This is a genomic window from Candidatus Defluviilinea gracilis (assembly GCF_057138825.1).
The window spans coordinates 1-26,931 of record NZ_DBNHEF010000042.1; the positions used below are offsets into that span (position 1 = coordinate 1).

Annotated in this window: 22 protein-coding genes and 3 tRNA genes; 14 read left to right on the top strand and 11 right to left on the bottom strand. The window is 54.6% G+C overall.

What is annotated here, in order from left to right:
* Window positions 1-218, top strand: a 218-nt coding sequence (locus tag AC16KF_RS05110; RefSeq protein ID WP_484036221.1) for a hypothetical protein, incomplete at its 5' end; no start/stop codon positions are given.
* Between the two features lie 38 nt (window positions 219-256).
* Here AC16KF_RS05110 and AC16KF_RS05115 read toward each other — a convergent pair.
* On the bottom strand, window positions 257-2,791 hold the full coding sequence (locus AC16KF_RS05115; protein WP_484036222.1) for an HD domain-containing phosphohydrolase: 2,535 nt from the start codon (window positions 2,789-2,791) through the stop codon (window positions 257-259).
* 124 nt (window positions 2,792-2,915) lie between these two features.
* On the opposite strand from AC16KF_RS05115, the gene AC16KF_RS05120 reads away from it, so the two are divergent.
* The 10 genes from AC16KF_RS05120 to AC16KF_RS05165 all read left to right on the top strand — a co-directional run bounded on the left by AC16KF_RS05120 (window position 2,916) and on the right by AC16KF_RS05165 (window position 13,876).
* Window positions 2,916-3,752, top strand: a complete 837-nt coding sequence (locus tag AC16KF_RS05120; RefSeq protein WP_484036223.1) for a purine-nucleoside phosphorylase — start codon at window positions 2,916-2,918, stop codon at window positions 3,750-3,752.
* A 9-nt stretch (window positions 3,753-3,761) separates the two neighbouring features.
* Complete coding sequence (locus AC16KF_RS05125) at window positions 3,762-4,439, top strand: hypothetical protein (protein ID WP_484036224.1); 678 nt, start codon at window positions 3,762-3,764, stop codon at window positions 4,437-4,439.
* Between the two features lie 14 nt (window positions 4,440-4,453).
* On the top strand, window positions 4,454-4,987 hold the full coding sequence (locus tag AC16KF_RS05130; protein WP_484036225.1) for a GNAT family N-acetyltransferase: 534 nt from the start codon (window positions 4,454-4,456) through the stop codon (window positions 4,985-4,987).
* A 3-nt stretch (window positions 4,988-4,990) separates the two neighbouring features.
* Window positions 4,991-6,916: a hypothetical protein gene (locus tag AC16KF_RS05135; RefSeq protein ID WP_484036226.1), complete on the top strand. Its 1,926-nt coding sequence runs from the start codon at window positions 4,991-4,993 to the stop codon at window positions 6,914-6,916.
* 7 nt (window positions 6,917-6,923) lie between these two features.
* Entirely contained in the window at window positions 6,924-9,125 is a 2,202-nt protein-coding gene (locus tag AC16KF_RS05140; RefSeq protein WP_484036227.1) for an FtsK/SpoIIIE family DNA translocase, read from the top strand.
* A 56-nt stretch (window positions 9,126-9,181) separates the two neighbouring features.
* Window positions 9,182-9,832: a CDP-alcohol phosphatidyltransferase family protein gene (locus AC16KF_RS05145; protein ID WP_484036228.1), complete on the top strand. Its 651-nt coding sequence runs from the start codon at window positions 9,182-9,184 to the stop codon at window positions 9,830-9,832.
* Window positions 9,829-10,644: a prolipoprotein diacylglyceryl transferase gene (lgt, locus tag AC16KF_RS05150; protein ID WP_484036229.1), complete on the top strand. Its 816-nt coding sequence runs from the start codon at window positions 9,829-9,831 to the stop codon at window positions 10,642-10,644. Before AC16KF_RS05145 ends, lgt begins: the two co-directional genes overlap by 4 nt.
* 98 nt (window positions 10,645-10,742) lie before the next feature.
* Entirely contained in the window at window positions 10,743-11,681 is a 939-nt protein-coding gene (locus tag AC16KF_RS05155) for an ABC transporter ATP-binding protein (protein ID WP_484036230.1), read from the top strand.
* A complete protein-coding gene (locus AC16KF_RS05160; RefSeq protein ID WP_484036231.1) occupies window positions 11,671-13,107 on the top strand; it encodes a stage II sporulation protein M in 1,437 nt (478 codons plus the stop codon). Before AC16KF_RS05155 ends, AC16KF_RS05160 begins: the two co-directional genes overlap by 11 nt.
* Window positions 13,108-13,120: 13 nt before the next feature.
* Window positions 13,121-13,876 (top strand): MBL fold metallo-hydrolase, encoded by a 756-nt coding sequence (locus AC16KF_RS05165; protein ID WP_484036232.1) that lies wholly within the window; start codon window positions 13,121-13,123, stop codon window positions 13,874-13,876.
* Between the two features lie 188 nt (window positions 13,877-14,064).
* On the opposite strand, the gene AC16KF_RS05170 is transcribed toward AC16KF_RS05165, so the two are convergent.
* On the bottom strand, window positions 14,065-14,568 hold the full coding sequence (locus AC16KF_RS05170; RefSeq protein WP_484036233.1) for an HNH endonuclease: 504 nt from the start codon (window positions 14,566-14,568) through the stop codon (window positions 14,065-14,067).
* A 94-nt stretch (window positions 14,569-14,662) separates the two neighbouring features.
* Between AC16KF_RS05170 and AC16KF_RS05175 the strand changes: the two genes are divergently transcribed.
* The 3 genes from AC16KF_RS05175 to tyrS all read left to right on the top strand — a co-directional run bounded on the left by AC16KF_RS05175 (window position 14,663) and on the right by tyrS (window position 17,570).
* Complete coding sequence (locus tag AC16KF_RS05175; protein WP_484036234.1) at window positions 14,663-15,553, top strand: TIGR01777 family oxidoreductase; 891 nt, start codon at window positions 14,663-14,665, stop codon at window positions 15,551-15,553.
* A gap of 13 nt (window positions 15,554-15,566) precedes the next feature.
* On the top strand, window positions 15,567-16,232 hold the full coding sequence (locus AC16KF_RS05180) for a hypothetical protein (protein ID WP_484036235.1): 666 nt from the start codon (window positions 15,567-15,569) through the stop codon (window positions 16,230-16,232).
* 138 nt (window positions 16,233-16,370) lie between these two features.
* Window positions 16,371-17,570, top strand: a complete 1,200-nt coding sequence (gene tyrS, locus AC16KF_RS05185; RefSeq protein WP_484036236.1) for a tyrosine--tRNA ligase — start codon at window positions 16,371-16,373, stop codon at window positions 17,568-17,570.
* A 181-nt stretch (window positions 17,571-17,751) separates the two neighbouring features.
* Here the strand turns inward: tyrS and AC16KF_RS05190 are convergent, their stop codons facing one another.
* The 9 genes from AC16KF_RS05190 to AC16KF_RS05230 all read right to left on the bottom strand — a co-directional run bounded on the left by AC16KF_RS05190 (window position 17,752) and on the right by AC16KF_RS05230 (window position 26,892).
* On the bottom strand, window positions 17,752-21,006 hold the full coding sequence (locus AC16KF_RS05190; RefSeq protein ID WP_484036237.1) for a GAF domain-containing protein: 3,255 nt from the start codon (window positions 21,004-21,006) through the stop codon (window positions 17,752-17,754).
* A gap of 190 nt (window positions 21,007-21,196) precedes the next feature.
* Window positions 21,197-21,267 (bottom strand) — tRNA-Cys (locus AC16KF_RS05195).
* A 12-nt stretch (window positions 21,268-21,279) separates the two neighbouring features.
* A tRNA-Gly gene (locus tag AC16KF_RS05200) sits at window positions 21,280-21,351 on the bottom strand.
* A 23-nt stretch (window positions 21,352-21,374) separates the two neighbouring features.
* Window positions 21,375-21,447 (bottom strand) — tRNA-Phe (locus AC16KF_RS05205).
* A gap of 127 nt (window positions 21,448-21,574) precedes the next feature.
* Window positions 21,575-23,998, bottom strand: a complete 2,424-nt coding sequence (locus AC16KF_RS05210) for an FtsW/RodA/SpoVE family cell cycle protein (protein ID WP_484036238.1) — start codon at window positions 23,996-23,998, stop codon at window positions 21,575-21,577.
* Entirely contained in the window at window positions 23,995-24,864 is an 870-nt protein-coding gene (gene mtnP / locus AC16KF_RS05215; protein ID WP_484036239.1) for an S-methyl-5'-thioadenosine phosphorylase, read from the bottom strand. The genes AC16KF_RS05210 and mtnP overlap by 4 nt, the downstream gene beginning before the upstream one ends.
* 15 nt (window positions 24,865-24,879) lie before the next feature.
* Complete coding sequence (locus AC16KF_RS05220) at window positions 24,880-25,329, bottom strand: FHA domain-containing protein (RefSeq protein ID WP_484036240.1); 450 nt, start codon at window positions 25,327-25,329, stop codon at window positions 24,880-24,882.
* Window positions 25,326-26,195 carry an FHA domain-containing protein gene (locus AC16KF_RS05225; RefSeq protein ID WP_484036241.1) on the bottom strand — a complete coding sequence of 290 codons (870 nt, stop codon included), beginning with the start codon at window positions 26,193-26,195 and terminating at the stop codon, window positions 25,326-25,328. Before AC16KF_RS05225 ends, AC16KF_RS05220 begins: the two co-directional genes overlap by 4 nt.
* 109 nt (window positions 26,196-26,304) lie before the next feature.
* The gene (locus AC16KF_RS05230) at window positions 26,305-26,892 is read right to left on the bottom strand and encodes a zinc ribbon domain-containing protein (protein WP_484036242.1); all 588 of its coding nucleotides are present in this window, start codon (window positions 26,890-26,892) and stop codon (window positions 26,305-26,307) included.
* Between the last annotated feature and the right edge of the window lie 39 nt (window positions 26,893-26,931).

Below are 26,931 nucleotides of genomic sequence, written 5' to 3' on the forward strand. Positions count from 1 at the left end.
CCAACAGACAAACCACAGAGTCACCGAGTCACGGAGTTTTTTTAATTGTTTTTCTCCGTGTTTCCGTGACTCCGTGGTTAGGGTTTCCTGTCTGTAGTGAAACTCATCTACATACTTTTAGCGCACCCACCACGGATTTGACTGATTTTCACGGAAAAATCTTTAGAAAAACGTCTTTTTTCCGTGTGGTCCGTGAAATCCGTGTGCAAAAAGAATAAGGGTCAGACTTCAGAAACACTCTCTAACAGAAACGCGTTTATTGCGCGTTCGCGCTCTCGGTATATTCATGATGCGAAATGCGCGTTAAGGCTTCGATGATATCGGGATCGAACAAAATATCCGCGTTGTCCTTCATAAACTGGAGCGCTTCTTCCGGGGTGGACTTTTCACGATACCTTCGCCGGCTGGTCAGCGCGTCGAAAACATCTGCAACAGCGAAGATGCGCGCCTGCGTGGGAATTTCCCTGCCTTTTAGCCCGGCAGGATAGCCACTCCCGTCCCAGCGTTCGTGGTGATGCCGTATCAGAGGCACGGCGTCATTCAAGAAGGGGATACCTTCCACAATCCGCGCGCCGATATCAGGGTGCACGCGCATGATCTTCCATTCATCATCGGTCAATTTATCCGGCTTGTGCAGGATGGTATCGCTGATGCCGATCTTTCCAATGTCGTGCAACAAGGCGCCGCGCTCGAGCGATTTCAATTGCGGTTCCGACAATCCCAATGCCTTCGCCAGCGTGCAAGCAAGACGGCTGACGCGCACACTGTGTCCTTCTGTTTCGCGGTCCCGCGCGTCCAACGCGGACATCAGCGAAGTCAACGTGCGATCATAGGTGGTTTCCAACTCCGCATATGCCCGCTTGATCTCCTCCGCCTGACGCCGCGACTCCGCCAGCAGGATGGCGCGCTCAAGCGCAATGGCGGCTTGATTCGCCAGCGTCTGCAGATTCGCAAAGTTCTGCCCGCGACTCTCAGGGATATTCATCCATAACGCGCCGTACGTTCCGCCAACGGTCAATAGCGGATAGCAGACGATGGAGCCGTTTTCGTTCGAGATGATGATGCTTTGCCCGGTCTGAATTGCCTGGTCGATACTGGTTTGCGGATGTTCGCGGCGGTTGTGGAATCCATTCGCGTCGATGCCAACTTCCGCTTCGATCTTCCCCGACTTCGACAACAAGGTGATACCGGTCTCGCTTGCGCTGGTGAGTTTATGCGCGGCTTGGGCGATCAGTTCCGCCGCGTCGCTTAATTCCTCCGCCTGAATAACATCCACGCTCAGTTGATATAACATGGAGGTTGTGTTGAGCGTGTTGCGTAATTCCTGATACAGCCACGAACTCTCAATGGACGCCGCCGCTTGCGAAGACATCAAATCGGCGAGCGATTCGTCGTTCTCTGAAAAGGAAACGCCATCCTGCTTGCCAAACGCAATGATGGTGCCAATACTCAGCCGGTGCAACCGGATGGGGATGGCGAGCGCGCTTCTCAAGCCCGTTGTGTCCACGTCCATTTTTCCCGGTTGCGCGTATTTGCGTATGTCGCGGATGCGGAAAGGTCTCGTGGAGTTCAACGCGGCTTGGATGATCGGTTCGTTTGTGGAATTTTGGCTCAATGCGGCGAACAAGCGCGGGGCATTGCCTGCCGCCGCAATCCGCGAGAAATTTCCCTGTTGGTCAAGCAAGGTGACGAATACAAAGCGCGCCTCCAGCGTTTTCTGGGCGATCAACGCCACCTCCTGCACGGCGGCTTGCGGGTCGAGCAAAGTGGTCAGCGAGGTGCCCGCTTGAATCAACTCCTTTAACCGCTGGTGATAACTAACCCGCTCCCAAGCCCGCGTTAATTCAAGCGCCACATCCTCAGCAATACTTACATCGTCGCTTGAAAATGCCGAAACTTTGTCGGAACAGATCTCGATGACACTGCGGATCTTGCTGTGCTGGAGGATCGGCACGCTGATCATGGACCGCACGGTGAACGAATCGACCGGCAGAAAATCGGCATCGGTTCGCGTATCGTGCACGATTTGGGTTTTTTTCAAGCGCGTGGTTCGCCCCAGCACGCCTCGGGTGGAGTCTTGTTGATACCCCGGCGGAATTGTTCCGATATCTTTGCCTGAAGCGGTGAGCATCACATAGCGCTTATGTTCCGGTTCGTGCCATAACAGCGATGCGAACGAAGAATCGATCGCATGGGCGAGCGTGTTTACAGCGAGTTGCGCGGCAACTTCCAATTCCAATTCGGCTTCCAACTGCTTGCTGAGCTCGTTCAGGAAGGTGAGTTGCGTGTTCCGATGTTTTTCGACAGCCAACCGTTCGTTGAGCGATTCGATCTGGGCGCGAAGCGCTTTTGCCTCATTGCCTTCCGCCATAGGATCAAACCTCCCGACATCTTCCCCGATGGGGATGCTAAAGTTAAGATAGAGACCGATGCTGGTTAATAGGGTAATCGTCCCGCTTAGCAAGAATCCCATCTGCTTGATCCCCGCGGGAAAATCCATTAACAGAAGCAAAGTTCCCACCGTGGCGACACATTGAATGGAGAGCAAGGTTTCGGTCTGACGTTTGATGCGCTCCTGCGAAAGGCGTATGCGCCGCAGGGACTGAATGTATAACAACCATGCGAGCGCAAGGAAAACGCCGCCTGGGATGATGTTCCCCACAGCGGAAAAAGAAATTAGGATGAACTCAAACCTGCCAGGAGCCAGCCAAAAACCCTGACCGAGAAGCGAAATCAACGTTGCGAGGAGCAACATGAATCGGCTTGCGGGCGGGAGCATGTTGTTTGTCATGAGGGAAGTGAAAATTCGCCGTTATTGTACTTCATGAGCGCGAGGGATTTGTAACCTTCTAATCTGATATAATTTTTTTGCCGTGAGATAATTGACGGCAAAATTTCTTAGCGAGAAGATACCTATGAATCAATTTGTCACTCTCGAACAAATCGACCGGGCTGTGGAAGCCGTCCGGGCGCGAACATCACATAGCCCGCGAATCGGGATCGTCCTCGGTTCCGGGCTCAACAGTCTGGCTGATTCTGTCCAGAAGGCGGATTCCATCCCCTTCGGCGACCTTCCAGATTGGCCCCGTTCCACGGTGCACGGGCATGCCGGCAGGCTGGTCATCGGCGAGTTGGAGGGGCAATCTGTGATGGTAATGCAGGGACGGGTTCACTTCTATGAAGGTTACAGCATTTCACAAGTGACTTTGCCCGCGCGCGTGATGGCGCGCATGGGCATTGAGATCCTGATCGTCACAAATGCCGCGGGAGGCGTAAACCCAGGCTTTGCGCCCGGCGATGTGATGCTCATTACCGATCATTTGAACCTCATGGGCATGACCGGCGCTAACCCTCTCATGGGACCCAACATTGAAGAACTCGGTCCGCGCTTCCCGGATATGAGCCAAGCCTATGATTTGCCATTGATGGCGCAAGCCCGTAAAACTGCCGCTGAATCGGGTATCGCATTGCGCGAAGGAGTGTATTGCGGCTTGAGCGGTCCTTCGTTCGAAGGTCCTGCCGACTTGCGCTTCCTCCGCCTTGCCGGCACAGACGCGGTGGGAATGTCCACGGTGCCGGAGGTGATCGTTGCCCGTCATGGCGGGATGCGCGTTCTGGGTTTTTCGGGCATCAGCAACAAGGCCAACCTTGATGGCTCTACGGTAACCACTCATGAGGAGGTCATCGAAGCCGGCAAGGTGATCACGCCAAAAATCGAAAAAATCATTCGCGGCGTATTGCGTGCCCTGTAAGTTCGTGGAATGAGTCAGTTTTATCGTTCCCTGGAAACTTATCAGCCCCTGATCTATATCGGGTTGATCCTCTGGGGTCTATTCATTGCCCGTAACATGGTTCGCTATTGGCTGGAATGGCGGAATTCGGTGTACGGGCTTGAGCGTGAATTCGCCTTACGCCGGCTGATACGATCAACATTATTTGGGTTTGCCGTCCTTGGGTTGATCTTGGCGGAATTCTTCATCGCCTCATTCGTTGTTCCATCGCTTCCCGGCTTAGATGTGATTGCGACCCCCACCCTCGACCTGCTTCTTACACCGCCGAACACACTTGCGCCTGATGCGGCAACTCAAGCAGCCTCGTTGCCCACCCAAGCGGCCCCCAGCGGCATGAGCGGATGTGTGCCGAACCAGATTATACTCACAGCCCCAGAGCCGGGCGCCGTGGTCAGCGGCAAGATCGAGTTGACCGGCACTGCGGATGTCCCAAATCTTGCGTTCTTTAAATATGAAGTTTCCTCGATGGGCTCAAATATTTGGGCGACAATTTCGGCAGGAGATAAGATCGTGAAGAACGATACGCTCGGCGAATGGGACACAGTCACCCTGCCCAACGGCGATTACTTCCTGCAACTTGTAATCATCGATAATGCCGGACAAACTATCGGACCCTGTGTGATCGTCGTCCGAGTGGAAAACCAGTAAATTGGAGAACTACCTTGTTTGAAATTCGACCCGCTGTTGCAGCCGATATTCCCCGCCTGATGGCGCTCGATCATAAAAGTCGAAGCGACTACGTCTGGCAATTAGATTTGAAGCGCGAGACAAACCAGGTTGTTGCAAGTTTCCGCGAGGTGCGCCTGCCGCGCACGGTGGATGTGGCCTACCCGCGAAATCAATATGCGCTCGCCGACGAATGGACCCGCCGCGACCTGACGTTGGTAGCTATCGATGAAGGCGCAGTTATCGGTTATTTGTGCGCAAAAGAGGAACATTCTTCATCGGTAGCTTGGGTCACCGATCTGATAGTCACGTCGGAGGTACGGCGCAAAGGCGCGGCTTCCGCTCTCCTAATGGCAGCGCAGGCTTGGGCTTCCGTAAGAAACGCGCGTCGGTTGATCCTTGAAATGCAATCGAAGAACGAGGGCGGCATCCGTTTGACGCAAAAATTCGGTTACGAGTTCTGCGGGTATAATGACCATTACTACCCCACGCAAGATGTAACTTTATTTTTCGGCAGGACGATCAAGTAATCTATGTTCTTCGGCTGGCTGGATGGATTGCTCACAGCGCTTCAAACGCTGAATAATATTTTGACGGCGGGGATCGCCATTACAGCATTCTCGCTGTTGATGTATGCTTTCTCTTTTAATTTGCGCGATCGTGTGGCGCGTTCCTTTGCCATCATCCTGCTTTGCGTGGTGGCGGTCTTTACGACCGAGGCTCTGCAGAATAAAACAGTTCCGAATTGGGGAATCGAATATCTCCTTCAATTGCAATGGATCGGGATCATCTTTCTTCCCCCGGCGTATTTGCATTTCTCCGACGCGCTGTTGGTAACCGCGGGGCGTCCCTCGCGCGGGCGGCGCAGGTTTGCCATTCGCCTTGTCTATGCAGTCGCGTTGGGGTTTGTCGCTCTACTAGCCTCGGGCTTGCTGGTTGGTCCCCTTGTACCTGATGGAAAACCCGCGCCTCACTTGCAACACACGCAGTGGACGCAACTTTTTACCGGTTTTTATCTGCTGATCATTGCCCTGGCGGGATATAACTTCATCCGCGCCTACTCGCGCATGTTGACGCGTTCCGGCAGGCGGCGCATGATCTACCTGATGGCAGGCGCCACCGCGCCGGCGCTCGGTTCGTACCCGTACTTGTTGTTTGGTTCAAGCCTTGCGGCACAGTACCCGCTTTTATTTTGGAGCATCGCCTTTATCAACAATTTGCTCGTGGCGATTTTAGTAGTGGTGATGGCTTATGCGGTTGCCTTCTTCGGCGTATCGTGGCCTGACCGCGTGGTAAAGAGCCGCCTGTTCAAATGGCTCCTACGCGGACCGGTGACCGCTTCTCTCGCATTGACCACAATGACGCTTGTTCGGCGCACGGGCGAGTTCCTCGGGGGCGAGCCGTATTCGGGATTTGTGCCGCTGGCGGTTGTGGTTACGGTGCTGTTGTTCGAACATGCGGTGACGTTGTTCTCTCCGCTGTGGGAGCGATTTCTTTTTTACGGGCGCGACCGCGAAGAACTTCAACTTTTGCAAAATATTGAAGAGCGCCTGCTCACTCGCGGCGACTTGCAACAGTTCCTCGAAACCGTGCTTGCCGCTGTGCGCGACCATTTACAATCGCCGTGCGCGTTTGTCGCCGCCTTGGATGGCGATGAATTAACTTTGAGTGTGGTCGCCGGGAACCGTTCCATGCTTGAGAATGAGAACCTGGATGAAGCGTTGAAGGTCGTTCACTTGAACGGTCAGGGCAAGCGGCATGAATACACCTGGGGAAACTTCTGGATACTCCCGCTTCATAAACAAACCGAAAATGGCGACCGTGACGAGATCCCGCCGTTGTTGGGCTTACTGGGGATCGCGCGCAAAGCAGACCGACCCATGGACAGAGACCAACGCGATGCGCTGTGGTTGCTCGCCGACCGCGCCGCGCTTGCCCTTGAAGACCGCCTCCTGCAACAACGCGTTTTTCACTCGCTCGAAAATTTGCAACCCCAGATCGACCTGCTCCAACGAATGCGCGCGGCTGGGCGTTACGACTCGAAGGCAACTCTCCTTACCGAACCTCTTCCCCAAGAATCAGACCTTGCCGACTGGGTGAAGGACGCTCTCGCGCATTACTGGGGCGGACCGAAATTATCGAACAGCCCGCTCATGCGGTTGCGGGTCGTCCAAACGCTGGTGGAGCAACACGAAGGGAACGCCGCGAATGCGTTGCGCGCCCTGCTTCGTAAAGCGGTGGATCAGGTCAAACCGGACGGCGACCGCCGCTTCACCAGCGAATGGATCTTATATAACATCCTCGAAATGAAATTTATCGAAGGCAGAAAAGTGCGCGAAGTGGCGGGCAGGCTTGCCATGTCTGAAGCCGATCTGTACCGCAAACAGCGCGTGGCTGTCGAAGCCGTTGCGCGCGCCATCCTGGACATGGAAACGAACGAAGGGGTAAGCGCGACCTGAGCCTCTCATGCAAAAACATTCCAACCTGCCTCCCGCCCCTGAGCCGCGCAACGATTGGCTCACACAACTTGCGCGGCTCAACGAGCGCTTTGGACGTTTCGCGCGCGACGCCTTCGGCATTTTACTTTTCGCCGCAGCGCTCATGACCTTCCTCGCGTTGCGAAACTTCACCGAAGGCTCGGCGCTCTCGCCCTGGGTTGATTTCCTGTCGCTTTGGTTTGGCTGGGGAGCCTACCTCGTGGCGGTCGGGTTGGGATATTTCGGATTCCTAGCCGTTCGACGTAGCGGACCTCCTCTCGGGTGGGGGAGGCTTTCCGCGCTGTTGCTCGCTTCTCTCCTGACGTTGGGTTTGCTCGCCGCCAGCGGAGGCGGATCGCTCATCCGCGCGGAGGCTGGAGCAGACGGCGGCCGGATCGGTTGGGGACTCGTCACTCTATTTTGGCGGATCGATCGATTATGGGGCGCGCTGTTGTTGGCGGTCCTCTGGTTTTTCTTTGCGATGACCGGCTTGGAGGTATGGGCTTTTCTCGAAAGATGGTTGTTGAAACTCGCAGGCGAGGCGCCACCTCCCCAACTGGCGACCCAACTTGAAATCCCGGTGGAAGCGAAGGCGGAGGAGAAGCCGGAGCGTTCCACGCGCAAAAAATCATCCGCGCCGGCGTTGCCTCCGGAATTTAGAAAGTCTCTGCGTATTGCCGATCAAAAAGATAAAAAGCCTGCCGCCCCGCGAGACCGCGATGATCGCCTGCCCTCGTTGAACGTGTTGCTCGCCGACCAAAACGCCCGCCCCGATGAACGGACGATCAACCAAACCGCCGGCATGATCGAAAAGACGCTTGCCGAGTTTGGCGTTGCCGCAACGGTGATCGGTTTTCGCGTGGGTCCGACGGTGACGCAATTTGCCGTTCAGCCCGGCTTCATGAAAAAAGCGGGCGCCACCGAGGAAGAGGCGCAACAGATGAAAGTGCGCGTTGCGCAGATTGCGTCACTGCAAAAAGATTTGGCGTTGGCGCTCTCTGCCGAACGGTTGCGCATCGAAGCGCCGGTGCCAGGCAAGCCTTATGTGGGCATCGAAGTGCCGAACACGCATACTTCGGTCGTGCGGATGCGTTCGATCCTCGAAACCGACGCGTTCCACAAGATCGGCGCGCCTTTGGCGATGGCTCTTGGGCGCGATGTTTCAGGTCAACCGTTGGCGGCGGATCTGGCGCGCATGCCGCATCTGTTGATCGCCGGCGCGACCGGCTCGGGCAAGTCGATATGTATCACGGCGTTGGCGGCCTGTTTTGCCATGAACAACCCGCCCGAAGATTTGCGCATGGTGATGATCGACTCAAAGATGGTCGAGTTGCTTCGCTTCAACGGTTTGCCGCATTTGTATGGGAAGGTCGAGACCAACGTTGAGCGCATTCTCGGCGTGTTGCGTTGGGTGGTGGTGGAGATGGAACATCGCTATCGCCTGCTCGAAGGCGCGCATGTCCGCGATTTGGAAACCTATAACCGCCGTATTTCGAAGAAGAAAGACGGCGTCACCCTTCCGCGCATTGTTGTGTTGATCGATGAACTCGCGGACTTGATGATGTCTGCGCCCGACCAGACGGAACATAACCTCGTCCGTCTGGCGCAAATGGCGCGCGCGACGGGCATCCATTTGATCGTCGCCACGCAGCGCCCGTCAACCGACGTGGTGACCGGCTTGATCAAAGCGAATTTCCCGGCGCGCCTCGCCTTTGCCGTTGCCTCCGGTGTGGATAGCCGCGTGATCCTCGACACCACCGGCGCGGAAACATTGCTGGGGCGCGGCGATATGTTGTTCTTGAACCCGGAAAGCGGCTCGCCTGCGCGCGCGCAGGGAGTGGTGATCACCGATATGGAGATCGAGCGGATCATCGCGCATTGGCAGAAGAATGCCGAGGAGAAAGACGCTACCCCGCCCTGGGAGAAATTGTTGAGCGAACCGGATGAAAACGAAGACGAAGGTCTCATCGAGCAGGCGGTCACGATCGTCCGGCAGAGTCAACGCGCGTCGGCGTCGTTACTGCAAAGACGGTTGCGAATCGGCTACCCGCGCGCGGCGCGCTTGCTCGACCAGCTGGAAGAGATGGGCGTTGTGGGTCCCTCGCAGGGAGGCGGCAAGGAACGCGATGTGTTAGTCGGTCCGTTGGATGAGGAATTGGGAGACTCTGGTAAATCATCGACGCTCCCGTAAATCACAAGGACTAAAATGATCGTAAAACCCTGATATGATTGCTGAACGTATTCGCTATGGAAAATAAATCCTCTCCTGCGGCAACGCGAAAGACATTGACCGATTATTTGCGCCTGTGGTTCAAGTGGGTGCTCGACCCGCTCGGCAGGCTTTTCAACCGTTTGGGTCTCACGCCGAATATGGTGACCGTCATCGGAATGATCGGCAACTGCATCGGCGCGTATTATCTGGCGCGAGGCGAGATGTTTACCGGCGGGCTTTGGGTACTGATCATGACGCCCGTCGACGCGTTAGACGGAACCATGGCGCGGTTGCGCGGCGAGCCGGGCGATTTCGGCGCGTTCGTCGATTCGGTCAGCGACCGCTATTCCGAATTGATCATCTACGGCGGGTTGTTGTATCATTTTCTGACCCTTGGCGAACCGTTAGGCGGCATGTTGACTTTCATCGCCGCCGCGGGATCTGTGCTCGTCTCATACGTGAAAGCGCGCGCCGAAGGGCTGGGCTACGGAGCAAAAGTGGGTTTGCTCACGCGGGTGGAGCGATATCTTGTGCTTGCGCCTTCCCTGGTTTTCAATAAACTTTACCTTGGGCTGGCTGTCATCGCCATCTTCGCTAATATTACAGCGTTTCAAAGGATTTGGCACGTCCGCGCGCAGGCGCATGCGCGCATGAGAACGGCAATGCTGGAAGAGAAAAAACCATGAGTATTCAATTTGACGGCATCCATTACTTTCTGTTTGGCGCGGAACAGGTCCTTCGTTTTTATGGCATCATCCTGATGCTTGGCGCGGTGGCTGGCGCCTGGCTTGCCTCAAAAGAGGCGCGTCGGCGGGGGTATGAATCGGAAATCGTTTGGGACCTGCTCATTTATTTGATCGTTGGCGGCATTATTGGCGCGCGTGTCTGGCATATCCTCACCCCGCCTCCTTCGTCTGGCATCACCGCGGCGTGGTATCTGTCCCATCCGCTGGATGCGATTGCGATCTGGAAGGGCGGGTTGGGTATTCCCGGCGCGGTCATCGGCGGCGCGATCGTTCTATTTTTTTATTCCCGCAAGCACAACTTGAAATTTTCAGAATGGGCGGATATTTCCGCTCCATGCCTGGCGCTCGGTCAGGCGATTGGTCGCTGGGGAAACTTCTTCAACCAGGAACTCTACGGTGCGCCCACAAACCTGCCGTGGAGGTTGTACATCGAGCCCGAAAAACGCCTTGCAGGGTACTTCGACGTGGATTATTACCACCCGCTGTTCTTGTATGAGTCGATTTTGAATTTTGCAAATATGCTGTTGCTGTTATGGGTTTCTCGCCGGTACGCGGATCGACTCAAGTCGGGCGATATCTTCCTCGCGTATTTGGTCACCTACCCGGTCATCCGCTTCTTTCTCGACTTCTTGCGACTCGACGCCTCCCTGGTGGCTGGCATCAACATTAACCAGACGTTTATGGCGGTCATCGCGGTATGCGCCGGCGCGGCTTTGTATTGGCGGCATCGCCGGGATTCCATTGTACATTAATGACTTTTCAAATTTGCGGGGGGACTGTTGTCTGATTGACTGTACAATAGGCGCTGGCTATGCTCGCCAACAAAACGATCGGAAAATAAATTTATCTTATGATCGAAACAAACGATTTAAGCAAGCAGTTCAATAACAATTTTTGGGCAGTGCAGGGCGTAACGCTGAACGTTCAACCCGGTCAGATCCTGGCGTTGCTGGGGCAGAACGGCGCGGGGAAGACAACCACCGTCCGCATGTTGACCGCGTTGCTTATGCCGACGCGCGGGTATGCTCGCGTCGCCGGGTATGATGTGACGCAGAACCCGAAAGAGATTCGCATGAACGTGGGGGTGTTGACAGAACAGCACGGCTTGTATTTGCGCATGACCGGCGCCGAATACCTCGATTACTTTGGGAAAATTTATGGATTGGATGTTCAGGCGCGCGCTACGCGTAGTAAATATTTGTTCGATTACTTCGGGCTTACCGAAGCGTCGCAACGGCGCTCAGGGGAATATTCAAAAGGGATGAAGCAAAAACTCGCGCTCGCCCGCTCGTTGATGCATAATCCGTCTGTGTTATTGTTGGACGAGCCGACCTCCGCCATGGACCCGGAGTCGTCGCGATTGGTGCGGGATGAAATTGCCCGTCTGCGTTCATCCCAGCGGACGATTGTCATCTGCACGCATAACCTTGCGGAAGCCGAAGCGTTGGCGGACCATATCGCCATCATTTATCGCGGCAAGATTCTTTTGAGCGGCACGCTGGATGAATTACAGCGTCGTGTGTTGGGTCCTGTGGAATACGAAGCAAGGTTCGCGGAGGTTTTCGATGCAAGCGGGTTGAGCCTGCCTGCCGGGGTGGAGGTCGTTTCGAGGGGCGGGACCAGTCTCAAATTCCGAATTGAAGCGCCGCAGGTTGCGAATTCCAAACTTGTCCACTCGCTCACGTCCATGAATGCGCCATTGATATCCTTTCACGAAGTCCCTCGAAAATTGGAGCAGGTATATTTGAAGACCATGGCTGAGGCGCAGGGGTTGGCGTATGCGGCGTAACTGGGATGCCATCTGGATGGTGGCGCGGCGCGAGTTCGTCGACCAATTCCGCGATTGGCGCATTGTGGCGCCGATGACGTTGCTGATGGCGCTGTTTCCATTCGTTGCGGACGATAGCACGCAGGAAGCCATTCGATTCATGAATCGCTTCGGCGGCGGCTTGATCCTCGAGCGTCTTGTTCCTTTCGTGATTCTGGTGATCGGGTTTTTTCCGCTTTCGTTTACTCTGGTGGTTGCGTTGGAAACCTTCGTGGGTGAAAAAGAGCGCGGCACCATCGAACCGCTTTTGAGTTCTCCGCTTGAAGACCATCAGCTCTATTTGGGAAAAATGTTGGTGGGGATCACAACTCCGCTTGTGTTTAGTTTTGTGTCTATTGTGATCTATCTGGTGTTGATCACGTATCGCGACGTGGCGTTCCCCAGCCCTTATTTGCTTGCGCTGGTTTTGTTGCTCACATTCGCTCACGCTGTCTTGATGGTGAGTTCGGCGATCGTTATCTCTGTGCAAGCCACGTCTATTCGCGCCGCAAATCTGTTGGCGTCGTTCGTGGTGGTGCCGGTTGCGTTTTTGTTACAGGGAGAAACCGCGCTGATCTTTTGGGGCAACGAGAGCGTGCTCTGGTACGCGATTGCGGGCGTTACCCTGCTGTCGGTGTTGATCGTCCGTCTGGGAATTTCACACTTTCGGCGCGAGTATTTATTGGGTAGGGAGATCGACACCCTGAACTTCAGACAGATGTGGCGGGTCTTTACCGGGCGGTTTATTGGAAAGGCTGAATCGATCCGCGCTTGGTACGCGGTTGAATTGCCTGAAACCATTTCACAGATTAAGCGCCCGTTGGCGCTTGTGGCGGCGCTTGGCGTTGCGGCGATCGCGGCGAGTTATCTGTGGGTGGTTATCAATGTGCCTGCCTACCTGGATCTTTCACCGGATATTGCGGATCGAATCAAGACCTTGATGAACCAAAACCTAATGGATTTTGACGATTTGAGCGCTCAGATTCCCATGCCTGTGTTGTTTTATCACAATGCTCGCGCGGTCGTGATCATGTTGTTGCTCGGAATTGTATCGTTCGGGACGCTCGGCGTCACTTTATTTCTGATCAATATGGGATTGGTGGGCGGCGTGCTCGGCGGGGCAAGTGTGCTGGGGTTTTCGCCTGGTTTGTTGTTCGTGGCTGGGATTCTGCCTCACGGCATCTTCGAGTTGTCCGCTGTGTTTCTCTCGGTCGCCGCCACATTGAAGGCTGGCGCGTTGTTGGTTACCCCACAACAGGAAAAGAGCCTGGGCGAACTTTTGCTCGTTGCCCTTGCAGATTGGCTCCGTATTTTCATCGGTATTGCCCTGCCGCTTCTTGCCATTGCGGCGATAATCGAAGTGTACGTCACTCCACAACTCCTACAATTGTTCGTCCCATACTTTTAAAGAAGAGGGGCACATGCCAAAAATCATCATCCTGGGTTCGTCCAACGCGGTGCCATCGATCGATCACGAAAACACCCACCTCGTTATCGTGGGCGAGGAGCGGACGATTCTTGTGGATTGCGTCAGCACTCCCGTCGTCCGACTCGAACAAGCGGGCGTGGACTTCAACTCCCTGACCGATATTGTGATCACGCATTTTCACCCGGACCACGTGGCGGGTGTTCCGCTGTTGCTCATGGATATGTGGCTGATGGGACGGACGAAGCCAGTCAACATTTACGGCTTGCACTACACCATGGATCGACTCGAAGACCTGATGGGTTTTTACGGCTGGGACGAATGGCCCAACTTTTTCCCCGTTGGTTTTTATCGCCTGCCCGAAGCCGAAATGTCGTTGGTGTTTGATAGCGCCGAGTTCCGCGTGCGCTCGTCGCCGGTTCACCATATGATCCCGACCATCGGCTTGCGTGTGGAATGCCTGACCGATGGCAAAGTGCTAACCTATTCTTGCGACACTGAGCCATGCGAGCAGACCGTCCGCCTTGCCGCGGGGGCAGATGTGCTCATCCATGAAGCCGCTGGAGCCGCGTTCGGTCACTCCTCCGCCGAACAGGCGGGAGAGATCGCCGCGAAAGCCGAAGTGGGGAAGTTGTATCTGATCCATTATCCAACGGGGCGGTTTGCCAGTGGAGACATCGCCGCAGACGCTCGAAAAACGTTTACCGGCGAAGTGATCGTGGCGAAAGACTTTATGACGATCGAGCTATAAAAAAAATAGCTTTACCGTTATTAACGGGAAAGCCCAAAAACCTTAGCCACAGATTTCACAAATTCACACGGATTGTTTAAAACATTCGCGAATATCCGTGTAAATTCGTGGCAAAGAATCTTCCTGCGAGTCGTAATCCTCTCAGAAACGGGAGAGCTAAAACAATCCTCTCCGACGGAGAGGATTGTTTACCAGCCTGCGATAAAAGGCTCCCATTCTTGATACTCATTCAAATGCTTGCCGAAAATATACGCCGCATTGGCGGGAGGCTCCTTGGGCAAATGATGTAACCGCATGTGCGCCTCTTCCACGCGCCTGCCGCCCTTCCGGTGATTGCATGAAGGGCACGCCGCGACCACGTTCGTCCACACGTGCGCGCCGCCCATGTGTCGGGGCATCACGTGGTCCACTGTCAACCCGCCTTCGCGCTTCCCGCAATACTGACAGGTATAATTATCGCGGCGAAACACTTCGCGCCTCGTCAACTTGACGTGCGGGCGCGGTCTATGAACCTGGCTTTCAAGCCGGATGATCGAAGGGCGCGGGAGCAACTCTCGAATGGTCCGAATATGACCGCGACCGTTCAATACCATATCCGCCTTGCCAGCCAGCAACAAACCGACTGCCCGTCTTGTCGTGCACACGTTGATCGGTTCGAAATTAGCGTTCAACACCAATACAGGCTCGTACATTCTGGCTCTACAAACAGGCACGATTATACTGCCGAATATTTGAAAGCGTTAAAGTCGCTCCTCGAGATGTCATGAATCTGTTACAGGAAAGTTTGTGAACATACTAATCGCCGGCGGGACCGGGTTCCTCGGCTCAGCCCTCGCCGCCAGCCTGCAAGCGGATGGACACCAAGTGACCATTTTGACGCGGCGAAAGCCGCGCGCCGCGAATCACGTTCACTGGGATGGGCAGACTGCCGGGAGGTGGGGGCAGATCATCAACGAGATGGACGCGCTGATTAACGTTTCAGGATACAGCCTCGACCACGCGCCTTGGACTCAACAACGCAAGCGGCGATTCGAAGACTCGCGTGTCCTTCCCGCCCGCGCGCTTGTCTCTGCCATCGCCGGCGCTGACCGCCGCCTGAGTGTGTACCTCCAGACCTCTGGCATCAACTATTACGGCTTGCGCGGCAATACAGTCGCAGACGAATCGACCCCGCCCGGAGATGATTTCCTCGCTCAACTTTCGGTCAAGTGGGAGGATGCGTCGCAACCGCTTGAACAACTCGGCGTTCGCAGGGTAATCTGCCGTTCCGCGGTTGTGCTTCATAAGAGTAAAGGGTTATTCCCGTTGATGAAACTACCCGTCAACTTGTTTTTTGGCGGCAAGTTTGGCGATGGGCGCCAAGCCATGCCTTGGATTCATATCGTGGATGAGATCGATGCCATGAAATTTCTGCTCACGCACAAATCTGCTTCAGGCGCATTCAACTTGATCTCCCCCGCGCAAACTTCCAATGCAGAGTTTATGCGCGGGGTCGCGTGGATTCTTCACCGCCCATATTGGTTTCATCTGCCGTCGTTTCTGTTGCGAGTGATGCTGGGTGAAATGAGCGTACTGCTGACCGAAGGACGATACTCCCAACCCAAGCGGCTTCTTGATTTTGGTTTCACGTTTGAATACGATACATTGAAAAAAGCGCTGGCAAATTTGTCAGCCTAAAAGGAGTTTTAGCATGAAAAGAACTTTGGTTGCGATCCTGTTGTTATCTACGGCGTGCGCCCCGGGCGGATTCCCTCAAGGGGCTGTTCAACCCTTGCCGACAGCGCTCATCGATCAATCTTACCCGACGATTGAATCGGCTCCTGCGGCGCCGGTTCAATCCTCCAGCGGAATCAATGTGAGCGCAACCCGCGCCTGGCGCGATGGAAAAAACGTCAACGCGGAAGTCTGCTTCACGTTGATCGACGGGTCAGACTGGTCGATTTGGGGCGCAAGTTTGCAATACGGCGGTGTGGCGTTGTTCGACTTCGCCTCGACCCTGCTAAGCATTCAAGAACCTGTGGAGGGCGCGTCTGGCCTTCGCTGTGATATGTTGTCCTTTTTCAACGTTCCGCCCGATGCCGATCTCTCGGCGGTAACGATCACTGTGGACGCCATTGCCGCCCTGCCGCGCCCGGAGGATTATTGCAACATTTACATTTCAAAAATTCAGCAGACCATGAACGAACGAGGCACAGGCATCACGCTCGGATGCTCCGATGTGAATGGGGCGCCGGTCATGCAGGTGGTGGGCAAACCAGACAGCCTGTCGCAGGAAGAGGCGGAGCAGATCGTGTTTAGCGATGAGTTTTACACGATCCGCGGTCCCTGGTCGTTTGTCTTCAATCTTGGGCAGTGATGGTTTATAATCGGCGCATGTCTGGTTTCTCGCGCGTAGAAAAATCCTATGACTACCGCCGCCCCTAACTCAGCGATGGCGACTTGAACGCGTGGCGCCGTTGCGCCGCGCGTTTTTATTTGTGCCCGGAGGTTGTTCGTGAATATCGAAGAACAAGTTGAATTATTGATGCAAGGCACCGAATACGGTGACGAAGATACCAAGAAAGCAATGACTGCTGAACTGCGCGCGCGTCTCGCAGAAGGCAGACCTTTGCGCGTGTACTGCGGCTACGACCCAACCTCCACCGACTTGCATCTCGGGCATACCATCTCCATGCGAAAACTTCGCCAGTTTCAGGATCTGGGTCATGAGGTCACGTTTCTGATCGGCAGTTACACGGCGTTGGTCGGCGACCCGTCTGACAAAAATAAAGCGCGCCCGATTCTGACGGAAGCGCAAGTGGCTGAAAACGCGAAGACGTATTCCGATCAAGCCTTCCGTGTTCTCGACAGGGAGAAGACGCAGGTTCGATATAACGGAGAGTGGCTGAGTGAACTCTCCCTGCTCGATCTGATCCGCCTGGGGCAGAACTTCACGGTTCAGCAATTCCTTGCCCGTGAAAATTTTGCAAAACGCCTGGAAAAAGGCGAGGCGATCTACCTGCACGAAACTTTTTACGCGTTGATGCAAGGCTATGACGCGGTTGCCATGCAAACCGACGTTCAAGTTGGCGGCTCGGACCAGTTATTCAACATCATTGTGGCGGGGAGAAAATTGCAGGAGGCGCTTGGGCAAAAGCCGCTGGTGGGCATCATCACGGGAATCTTGCCCGGCACCGACGGCGTGCTACGCATGTCCAAATCTATCGGGAATATCGTGCCCATCAACACCGGTGCGGACGATATGTATGGCAAGTTGATGTCCATTCCCGATTTTGCCATGGGCGTTTATATGCGGCTTGTCACGCGCTGGAGTCCGGGGGAGATCGACAGCCTCGAAAGAGAATTATCCGAAGGGAAAGCGCACCCGCGCGATGTGAAGATGAGGTTGGCGCGCGAGATTGTTTCGATTTTCTATGGCGACGCCGACGCCGCGTTGGCGCAGGAATCTTTTGTGAAGATGTTCCAGCAAAAAGAGATTCCCGATGAAATGCCCGAGTTCCAATTACAGCCGGGGCAAACCGTGCTGGATGTCATTCTCGCGGCGAAACTCACGGCAAGCCGGTCAGACGCGAAGCGGTTGTTCGATCAGAGGGGAGTGCGACTCGATGGGGAAACCATTGAGCGCGGAGACATACCTTTTCCGCATCCTGGCGTAATCCAAGTGGGTAAACGCAAATTCTTGCGGGTCAAATAATGCGCCCCAGATTGACTACATTACACTTTCAAAATCGGGACGCTGATTCACGCTGAAAACGCAGATTTTCTCCCTTTGGAATCAGCGAAATCAGCGTTTTCACCTGCCCTTGTGGGCGGTGCAAGGGGTTGCATCCAAACGCACTCTGTAAGGTAATCAGGGCCCCAGAGTCGAATTGCGATCAATCATCTTTTTGTTCATCTTCGGCGATCATCGCGAGAAACACATTGACCACCTCGGGGTCAAACAACGCGCCGGAGTTTTCGCGGATGTATTGGATCACCTTTGGGCGGGGCCAAGCCTTTCGGTATGATCGGTCTGAAAGCAGGGCGTCCCAAACATCGACGACAGAAAAGATCCTCGCAGAGATCGGGATTTGTTCGCCCTTTAATTTATTTGGATATCCGCTACCGTCCCAGTGTTCGTGATGGCAGTAAGGAACGTCGAGCGAGTGGCGCAGGAATGTGATGGGGGCGAGCAAATCATAGGCATATTGCGGGTGGCGTCGCATTTCATCCCATTCATCGGCTGTAAGTGGTCCTGTTTTTTTCAGGATTTGGTCTGGAACGCCCATTTTTCCGATATCATGGAGGAGCACTCCGCGATAGATATTTACGAGGTCTTCCTCTTTGATACCCATGGCGCTTGCCAGCCGCAAGGTCAGGTCGGTTACGCGGCGGGTATGTCCTTCGGTTTCGCGGTCTCTCAGTTCCAGCGCGCGCGCCCATCCCTCAAGGGTGGTATCGTATGCTTGGGTGAGTTCCTGATTCGACTTTTGTAAATTTTCAAATAAGTGCGCGTTGTCGATGGCGATGGCGGCTTGACCAGCGAGCGTTTGGAGAAATTGCATCCAATCTGCGTTGGGGGAAAGCGGCGAACGATGGAACACCTCAAAGACACCTTTGATCTGTCCTTTGACGATCAGCGGGATGCCGATATATGTAACAAATCCCTCGCGTAACAAGAATGGATCTCGACGGGCTTCAGGAGAATTTTTCAAGTCGATCACATGATCGATTCTTCCCTTCATTACCACCTGCCCAGCCAATCCCTCGCCGATTCGCACCAGTGGGCGGGTGGGCGTGATCGTTTTGAACCCAGCGCTAGACAGGTAGGATAAACTCTGGATCTCCGGTCGATAAATAAGGATCTCGGCGGCGTCGACTTTCAATTGTCTGACAGAATATTCCGTCAGGATACTAAGCGTTACTTTCAAATCGGTGGAGGATGCGATCGCCGAATCGATATCGCGCAGGGTTGTCAGGCGGCGGATTTGTTCCTGCCCCTGTTCGAACAATTCCGTGCGGTGAACGGCATTGCCGGCGATCTCCGCCAGAATGGTCATCAGGTTTACTTCGTCATTCGTGATGTGCCGCTCCGAATCGATGAAAATCGCCAAAACGCCCACAATTCCCGCTGTCGAGTGAATCGGAATGGCGACCCCTCCCAGGCCGGGTAAAATGCTATCGCGGTTTTTCTCGTAGGTTAATGGATCGGCTCTTAAATCGCGCGAAATATACTTTGTGCCGGTGACGAAGGTTCGCCCAACGATTCCTTCCGTGGGTTTTAATTCTTTCACAGATATATTCAGTTCGTTCCCTTTGGCGATCCGTTGAACAAGGAGGTTGTCCGTCTGGCTGAAGAGCCAAATCGAACCATGCTCGGTGTTCATCAAACGCATTGTTTCATCCAGCAAGATTACGAGCATTTCATCCAGGGTCTGGGCAGTGCGCAGGTCGGCGGAGATCTGGTTGATGATTTCCAATTCTCGCACGCGGCGTTGTTCCGCTTTATAAAGGCGAAGCCGCTCAATGGCGCTTCCAAGCCCTCCCGCAATGGTAACCAGGAATCGCTCATCGCCATCGTCGAACGCATCCGGCGATCTGCTCTCCACGTTGATTACGCCGATGGTCCGCTCATTAACCTGGATCGGCACACACAACTCCGAGCGAATTTCGGTTGCGATCGGCACATAAACATCTTCTTTACTTACATCGCCGGTCCTGATGGGTCTTCCAAGGCGAACGGCTTTTCCGGTGATTCCCTGAGAGATGTGGAATCCATCCCTCCAACTGGAGATATTCGCCCCGCGGTAGGAGGGATGAGGAAACAAGACTTCGCCGGAAGAATCCAGCAAAAGGATGCCGCACACCTCTGTGTGAACATGGCTTATGATGCTGGTAATTTTTTCGATCAATTCATTTTCCGAGGTGGCAATTTCCGCCTCGGCCGTCGAAGCCATGTGCAGAACCGTCAACTCCTTCACTTGCCGGGAAAGCGACGACTCCGCTTTCTTAATGGCAGTGAGATCAGTGATCACCGCAATCGCGCCCCGCTTTCCAATCTCGTTTGAACGCGGCGCGCCGCTGATAATCACAGGCACGGTATGACCCTGTTTATGGAGCAGTATGGATTCGTAGGTTGAAGACTGCCCGCGCTGACGGATTTCACTCTGTCGGTTAAGCGCCGCGCGCATGGACGGATCGGTAAAATCTGAGGGTCTTTGTCCGATAATGTCCTCTTGACTCCGCCCGATTATTTTCGCATACGCAGGATTGACGTATTCAAACACGCCTTGTTCATTGGTGATGGTAAGACCCTGCGCCATGGTATTGAGGATTTGCAGGGCAAAATCTCGTTCATTTTGCAGGGCGGTTTGAATTTCCCGCTCTTTCGTAATATCCACTAGGATGCCGTGCCAGTAGATCGGGACCCCGTGATTATCACGGATCAGGCTGGTATCCTCTTTGATCCAGATCACTTGGCCATCGCGCCGCACGATCCGATATTCTTCACGAAAGGGCGTTTCCTTGTTATGTGATAGGACGAACGCCTGTCTGATTCTCTCTTGATCGTCGGTATGAATGGTTTTGAACCAGTGGGTAGGATCCGAATACCAATCGGTTGGGGTGAAACCGGTCAATTCCTCGTAACGAGGCGAAACATAGACCCCTGTTTCCTTGTCGTCTGCATTGCTAAGAAAAACGACGGCCGGCGTTTGTTCAATGAGCGTTTGGTATTTGATCTCCGTATCGCGTAATGCCGCTTGTTCCTTCAGCAATCTGCTCTGGGCAATGGCATTGGTGATCACCACCGACAGGCGCAGTAAATAGTCGCTTTGTTTGACGAGATAGTCGGTGGCTCCACCCTTGAGCGCCGCAACCGCATTTTCCTGATCGCCCTGGCCAGTAACGAGAACAACCGGCATGATCGCCGAGCGGCTTTTGACATGCGTCAACAGATCTAGCCCGGTCCCGTCCGGCAGGCGAAGATCGGAGAGCACCAGATCGATATCGGTTTGCGAATCGAGGATATCCAAAGCGGCAGAAAGCGTCTCTGCGTGGATTAATTCAAACCCGCGCTGAAACGCATCTTCAAGCGCTCGCTCGGTGAGAGCTACGTGAGCGGGATCGTCTTCAACGTATAATATTTTCATCGATGGAATTGTAATCTTGCGTCGTCATAAATGCATGATCGATCAGCGACAGGATAAGTTACTAAGGCAATTATATGCTGAAATGAGCGGTTGAGGTTTGCAATTCTTGCGCATCATGCTGTGGCAACAAAAAAACGCCTTGCGGCGTTCATTCTTCAAAAGTTTGTAACCGTCTATCAAAACTTGAGAGAGGCGTCGACGGGATTTGAACCCGTGGTGAGGGTTTTGCAGACCCTTGCCTTACCACTTGGCCACGACGCCATAAAAAAACTGAGCGGGCGATGGGATTCGAACCCACGACCTTCTCCTTGGCAAGGAGACGTACTACCACTGTACTACGCCCGCATTCGGTTAACGTTCACCGATAGTGCCGAGACACAGAATCGAACTGTGGACACCGCGATTTTCAGTCGCGTGCTCTACCAACTGAGCTATCTCGGCGATGTTCCTTTGGTTAAGCGTGCGGAATTTTACTTTGGGAGTAGGGGATTGTCAAGCAACGCCCTGCCAAACCTGCTCGATACCCCTGTTTCGTTTATCGCCAAATAAAACATCTTGGCAGGCGCTACTATGGACTCATCGCATCCACAATGAGTTCGCGGCCGACCCGCTCGGCAAGGCGCTCATTATCTTCCTCGATCAATACCACCACGACGAACGGCGTGCCCTGCCAGTTCCCCGGCGTGCCAGCCAGGAACCACGTTACGGATGTATCGCCCTCGCTAGCCTTCCCAAGATGCGACCAAAAATTGTCGCCCTTCTGGATGAACGACAAAGACGCCTCATCCGCCATTTCCGCCTGCATCGCCCTCACCGGCGTTCCCAACACCGGGAGCACCACCCAACCCTCCACTGGAGTATTGACCGCCGATGCGATACTCGGCGCGGGGATAACCCCATGATTGCTCAACGCGGCAGATGCCAGCGCAACTTGCAGAGGCGACACATGGAAATGTTCAAGCTCACTGGTAGAAAGCGACTCAGCCGCCGGCAATTCAAGTTGCGGCGGCTGTAGAAAACCCATCGACTCATGCAAAGACGAAAGTTCCTCGCTTGTAACAAATTGTCTGCCAAACAAAGCCGCGGCAAACGGATCGATAACCGAGCCGGTGGGGTATAGCCCCTGGGTGGCGCGGTTAATCAACGGCTGATCGGGATCGCTGGTCAGGCTCTGCCCGATCTCGTTCAGGTGATTTGGATTGAACGTAGGATGCGAAGACATCACAAGGATTTCGCCTGTCTGCGCGTTCATCATCACCACCGCGCCGGAATGACCCAGCAACATTTCATCGGCGCGAAATTGCAGGTAGAGATCGATCGTCAACCGCACATCCAACCCTGTGGGCGACATGCCGTAGAGCAGGTGGTTCCACCAAATGGTAGTCGCCGGCGTGCCTTTATTGCCGCGCAGGTATTCATCGAGCGACGCTTCCAGCCCAGCCTGCCCGTATTTGGCGTGGTTGTAACCGGTCACAGGCGCAAGATCGGGGTATTTATACGAGCGTTCCAATTCGCCAACCTTGCCAATGGTGGTGGTGATAATGGTATCGGAACGATCCAGGAGCGCGCCCCGCCGCACAAATTGATCTTCGATCATTCGCCGAGGATTATCCACGCGGGTCAATAAATCTGGTCCGCGAACGACAGACCACCATCCGGTTACGAGCGCGGCAATACACAACCCCAATGAGAGAACGCCGCTCACGAAAAGGTAAGGTTGATGATTTTGTAGAGGCGCGGGTTCTTCGTCCAAGTGGTTGCTAATGTGCATGAGAAACAACAACCCGATATACGAAACCAACAGGGATGAGCCGCCATAGGAAACAAAGGGAAGCGTAACACCGGTCAATGGCAGGAGGCGAATATTTCCCCCGACGATCAGCAATGCCTGAATGCCAAAGTACGAGGTGATTCCCGCCGCGAACAACCGTCGAAAGAGATCTGGCGCGCGCAAAGCCGCGCGAAAACCTCGCCCGACGATCAAGATGAAGAGGGCAAGCAGGCCGAGGGTCCCGAAAAGACCCGTTTCCTCCGCTATTGCCGCATAGATGAAATCCGATCCTGCCACAGGGATGATCCCGGGGTTGCCCAACCCGGGTCCGCGCCCTTCGATGCCCCCGTTTGCGACGGCAAGCAAAGCCTGAATGATCTGATACGAACCGCTGATCGGGTCATCCCATGGATGAAGCCAGGAGTCGATACGCGCCTGCACGACCCCAATGAAGTAATACCCGGCGATTCCAAACAGGGCGATAAATAAGACACTGACCAATATGGCTCGGCGCCGCCCGGTGGCAAGGTAGATGATGATCGTGTAGAGCGCCATAAAGATCAAGGCGGTGCCCAAATCGCGTTGGAAGAGGAGCAATAATACTGCCAGGTTGCTGATGATGAAAGCGGGCATGATGATTGCCAGCATTCTTCCGCCTAACGCGATGCGGTCTGCCAGAAAAGCCGCAAGATATGCCACCAGCAAAAGTTTGAGCGGTTCGGAGGGCTGAAAATATAACCCACAGCAACCAAACCATAATTTCGGACCGATACCGATGGGGTTGGTTCCAAAAAATAATGTGAGCCCCACAAGCGCCAGCGCGCCGGCAAACAGGAGATATTTATACCTGCGCAGAAAAACAAGTTGCGAGGAGAGGCGCAAGCCCAGCAAAAAAACAAGCAGGCTAACCACAAGCCATAGCGCCTGGCGCGGCCCGATATTGGAAGCGTCCAGCCTCCAGATGGCGAGCAAGCCCCATCCGCTCAGTAGCGCGGCGGTAGGGAAGAGGAACGGGTCGGCGTCTGGCAGGTATTTAACGATGGCGCGGTGGATCAGAAAAACAAGCAACCCCCAAACGAACAAAGCGATCCAATGCGAGAATCGCAAATCGGCATCGAGCGTTCGCATCTTGACGGCGGGCGCAAGCGTAAGGATGATGGACTGTAAAACAAGAAAGACAGCCGCTAATTTCAGCAGGTTGCTTTGGATAACGCGATTCATTCTTCGAGATATTTATGCGCGAGCAGGTCTAATTTTCTACGAGTCTCGGCAGGGATGGCGTCTTTGCGCGTGATGAGCGCGGTAGCAAGCGCGCGTTCGCAATCGCAGTTGCGTTCTGCCGTGAAGTTCCGCGCGAGCGCGCGAATCGCTTCTTGCGCCAGCGATGTATTTCGGTTCAAGGTTTGGATGACCATGTCCACAGTGACAGGTTCCTCGCTCACATGCCAGACATCGTAATCGGTCACATGCGCCATCGTTGCGTAGCAGATTTCAGCCTCGCGCGCCAGAAAAGCCTCGGGCGCCGCGGTCATCCCGATGATCGACATGCCCCAGGAGCGGAAAGTATTCGACTCGACGCGCGTGGAAAAGCGCGGACCCTCGATCGTGATGAATGCCCCTCCCTTATGCACAACGCCTCCCGCCTCCCGCGCGGCTGATTCAACTTGGGAAGAAAAATCCCCACAGAACGGGTCTGCCACGCTGACGTGCGCCACAAACCCTTCGCCGAAGAATGAACGCGGGCGCAGGCGTGTATTGTCGTAGAGTTGGTCAGGGATGACAATATGCCCCGGCGCAAACTCTTCCTTCAGCGACCCGCATGCGCTGATGCTGACGATCCGCTCCACGCCGAGGGATTTCAACGCAAAGATATTGGCTTGATACGGCACTTCCGTTGGCGTGATGTGATGCCCGATCCCGTGACGGGCGAGGAAAGCCACCGGAGCGCCTTCAAGAGTCCCAGTGACGATCGGCGCGCTGGTCTTCCCGAACGGGGTATCGATCGCTTGTTCCCGCGCGTGTTGGAGACCGGGAATTTCATACAAGCCCGAACCGCCGATGACGGCAAGTTTGATGGTGTCTGCCATGGTTTTATTCATATCCTATTGGGTGGAAATCGGTTCTTCGGTGTCGATGCGGATCACGAACGCAACGTTTCCGCATTGGAATTCGTCATCCGAGATCACGACCGTCGGCGTCGTGAGCGGATTCTCGTTGAGGCTGGTGCCGTTCGTGGAATTCAAATCCTCCAGCCACCATTGACGGTGATGATATGTGATGCGCGCGTGCTGGGCAGACAGGGTTTCGTCCATCAGCGAAACGTCGCAAGAGGCATGCCTGCCGATGATGATCTCCGACTGCAAAAAAGAAAGAGTGCGATCGTTTCCCCATTCCGGTTTGTAACGCAGAGAAATCCGCGGTTTTTTCTGAACAGCGAGCGCTTTTCCTTGCTGGTCAAGTTCCCGCCAGAGCGTCCACAGCGCCCAGCCAAGAAATACATAAAGCGCGATCGACAGCGCAAACCGAAGAACCAAAACAACGGTAGCGATCATCGTCCTTGTTGTTCTTGTTTCAGGCGGTCTGTTTTAATGTCGACTGTTTTTTGGTCCACTAATGCGGTGGGGCGTTCGCTATTGCCTATACCGTTGGGATTCAAAGGAGAGGTTTCCGCCATATCGGGGCGCACAGGAGGATTGTCCTGCCCAAAGATGAGCGCCACGCCGGCGAGGGAAATCACATCTCCGGGGTAGAGCACGGTCTGGCTGGTGCGCTGTCCATTGACAAACGTGCCGCCGGTGGAATTTAGGTCGAACAACACGAATCTCCCTTTGATGGAGCGCAATTGGGCATGATTTCTCGAAACCCGCGGATCATCGATGACGAGTTGATTGTCTAACCGTCTCCCAATATTGGCAACCGGCTCGGTGAGCGGGAACACTTTCACGCCTTCGACGATTAGGAAGGCATTATCCGGCACATACGCGTCATCTTCGAGTTCTTTGGTGACCCCGCCTTTATTTTCCATGCCCTGTGTATCGGCGACCGGTTCAAGTTTATGCGAGGCAACCACGCTAATATCGTCGTTCGTATATTTGTCGTCTGTTGAGATTGTAATCGTGGGGTTGCCGGTGAATTTCAACCCGGAATCTCGCACGGCTGTGGTAATAATGGCTTTGAGTGTATCGAGCGTGCGCTGTTCCTTCCACATGGGGGAAGATTCGGGGGCGACGATGAGCGTAAAAACATTTGGCGCAACGCCCTCCGCGTCTTTTTTATCGATGATATTTTGTTTTAACGCCGCAGAGAGGCGTTGGATAACCCGGTCCTCCAACTTCAAACCCGGTAAGATCCCAACCAATTGGTTTTCAACGAGTGATTGTAATTTGGCTTCCAACAGGTCCAGATTCAGTTTCGTCATTTTCCTGTACCGCGCATTTTGATTTGCAACTTTTGCGAGTATTATAGAAGCGGAGACAAAAAACTGCAAGGCGGCAAACTTACAATTTCAAAACCGACAGGCAGGTCGCCTAATGGAGTTTTTGTCCACAATTCGGGCAAACCGCTTCGTCGCCCCGCACGATAAAGCCGCACGCCCTACATGCGCTGGGTTGGGCGTCGCCGAGCGGCGCGCCGCACGCCAGACACGCCCCCTCGCCTACCGGGTTTGCCACACCGCAGTAATCGCACGTCAGGCGGGCAAAGCGTTCAGAGAGCTCGTGTGACGCGCCAAAAGCGGCGACGGTTCGGTCGATCAACTTCCAGACCCTGTCGCTAAGCTGGATGCTTTCAACATCCTGCGCCAGATCGTCCAGTCGACTAAGCAGATTGAACGGATTCCTCAGCGCCGACCACGCCGTCTGACCGAGGCTCGCCGCAACTCCCAGCCACGCTTGCTCGCCCACCTGAACCATGATCCCATCCTCGGTTTTTTGGATGTTGACCGTGAGCGCGGTCTGCCCGCCCGACATGGAACCCGTTCGCGTGGCGATCTGTACTGACATCTTCTCCGGCCCGCCGACGGTTTGCGCAAGCATATTGCCGCGGTTGAATTCTGCCAAAAGCGCATGCGCAAGATCGGCAGGTTTTATACTTCCGTGAAAAATTCGTCTGTCCATGATTTCGATTATAATCCGCTTCATCAGCGACGACTACGA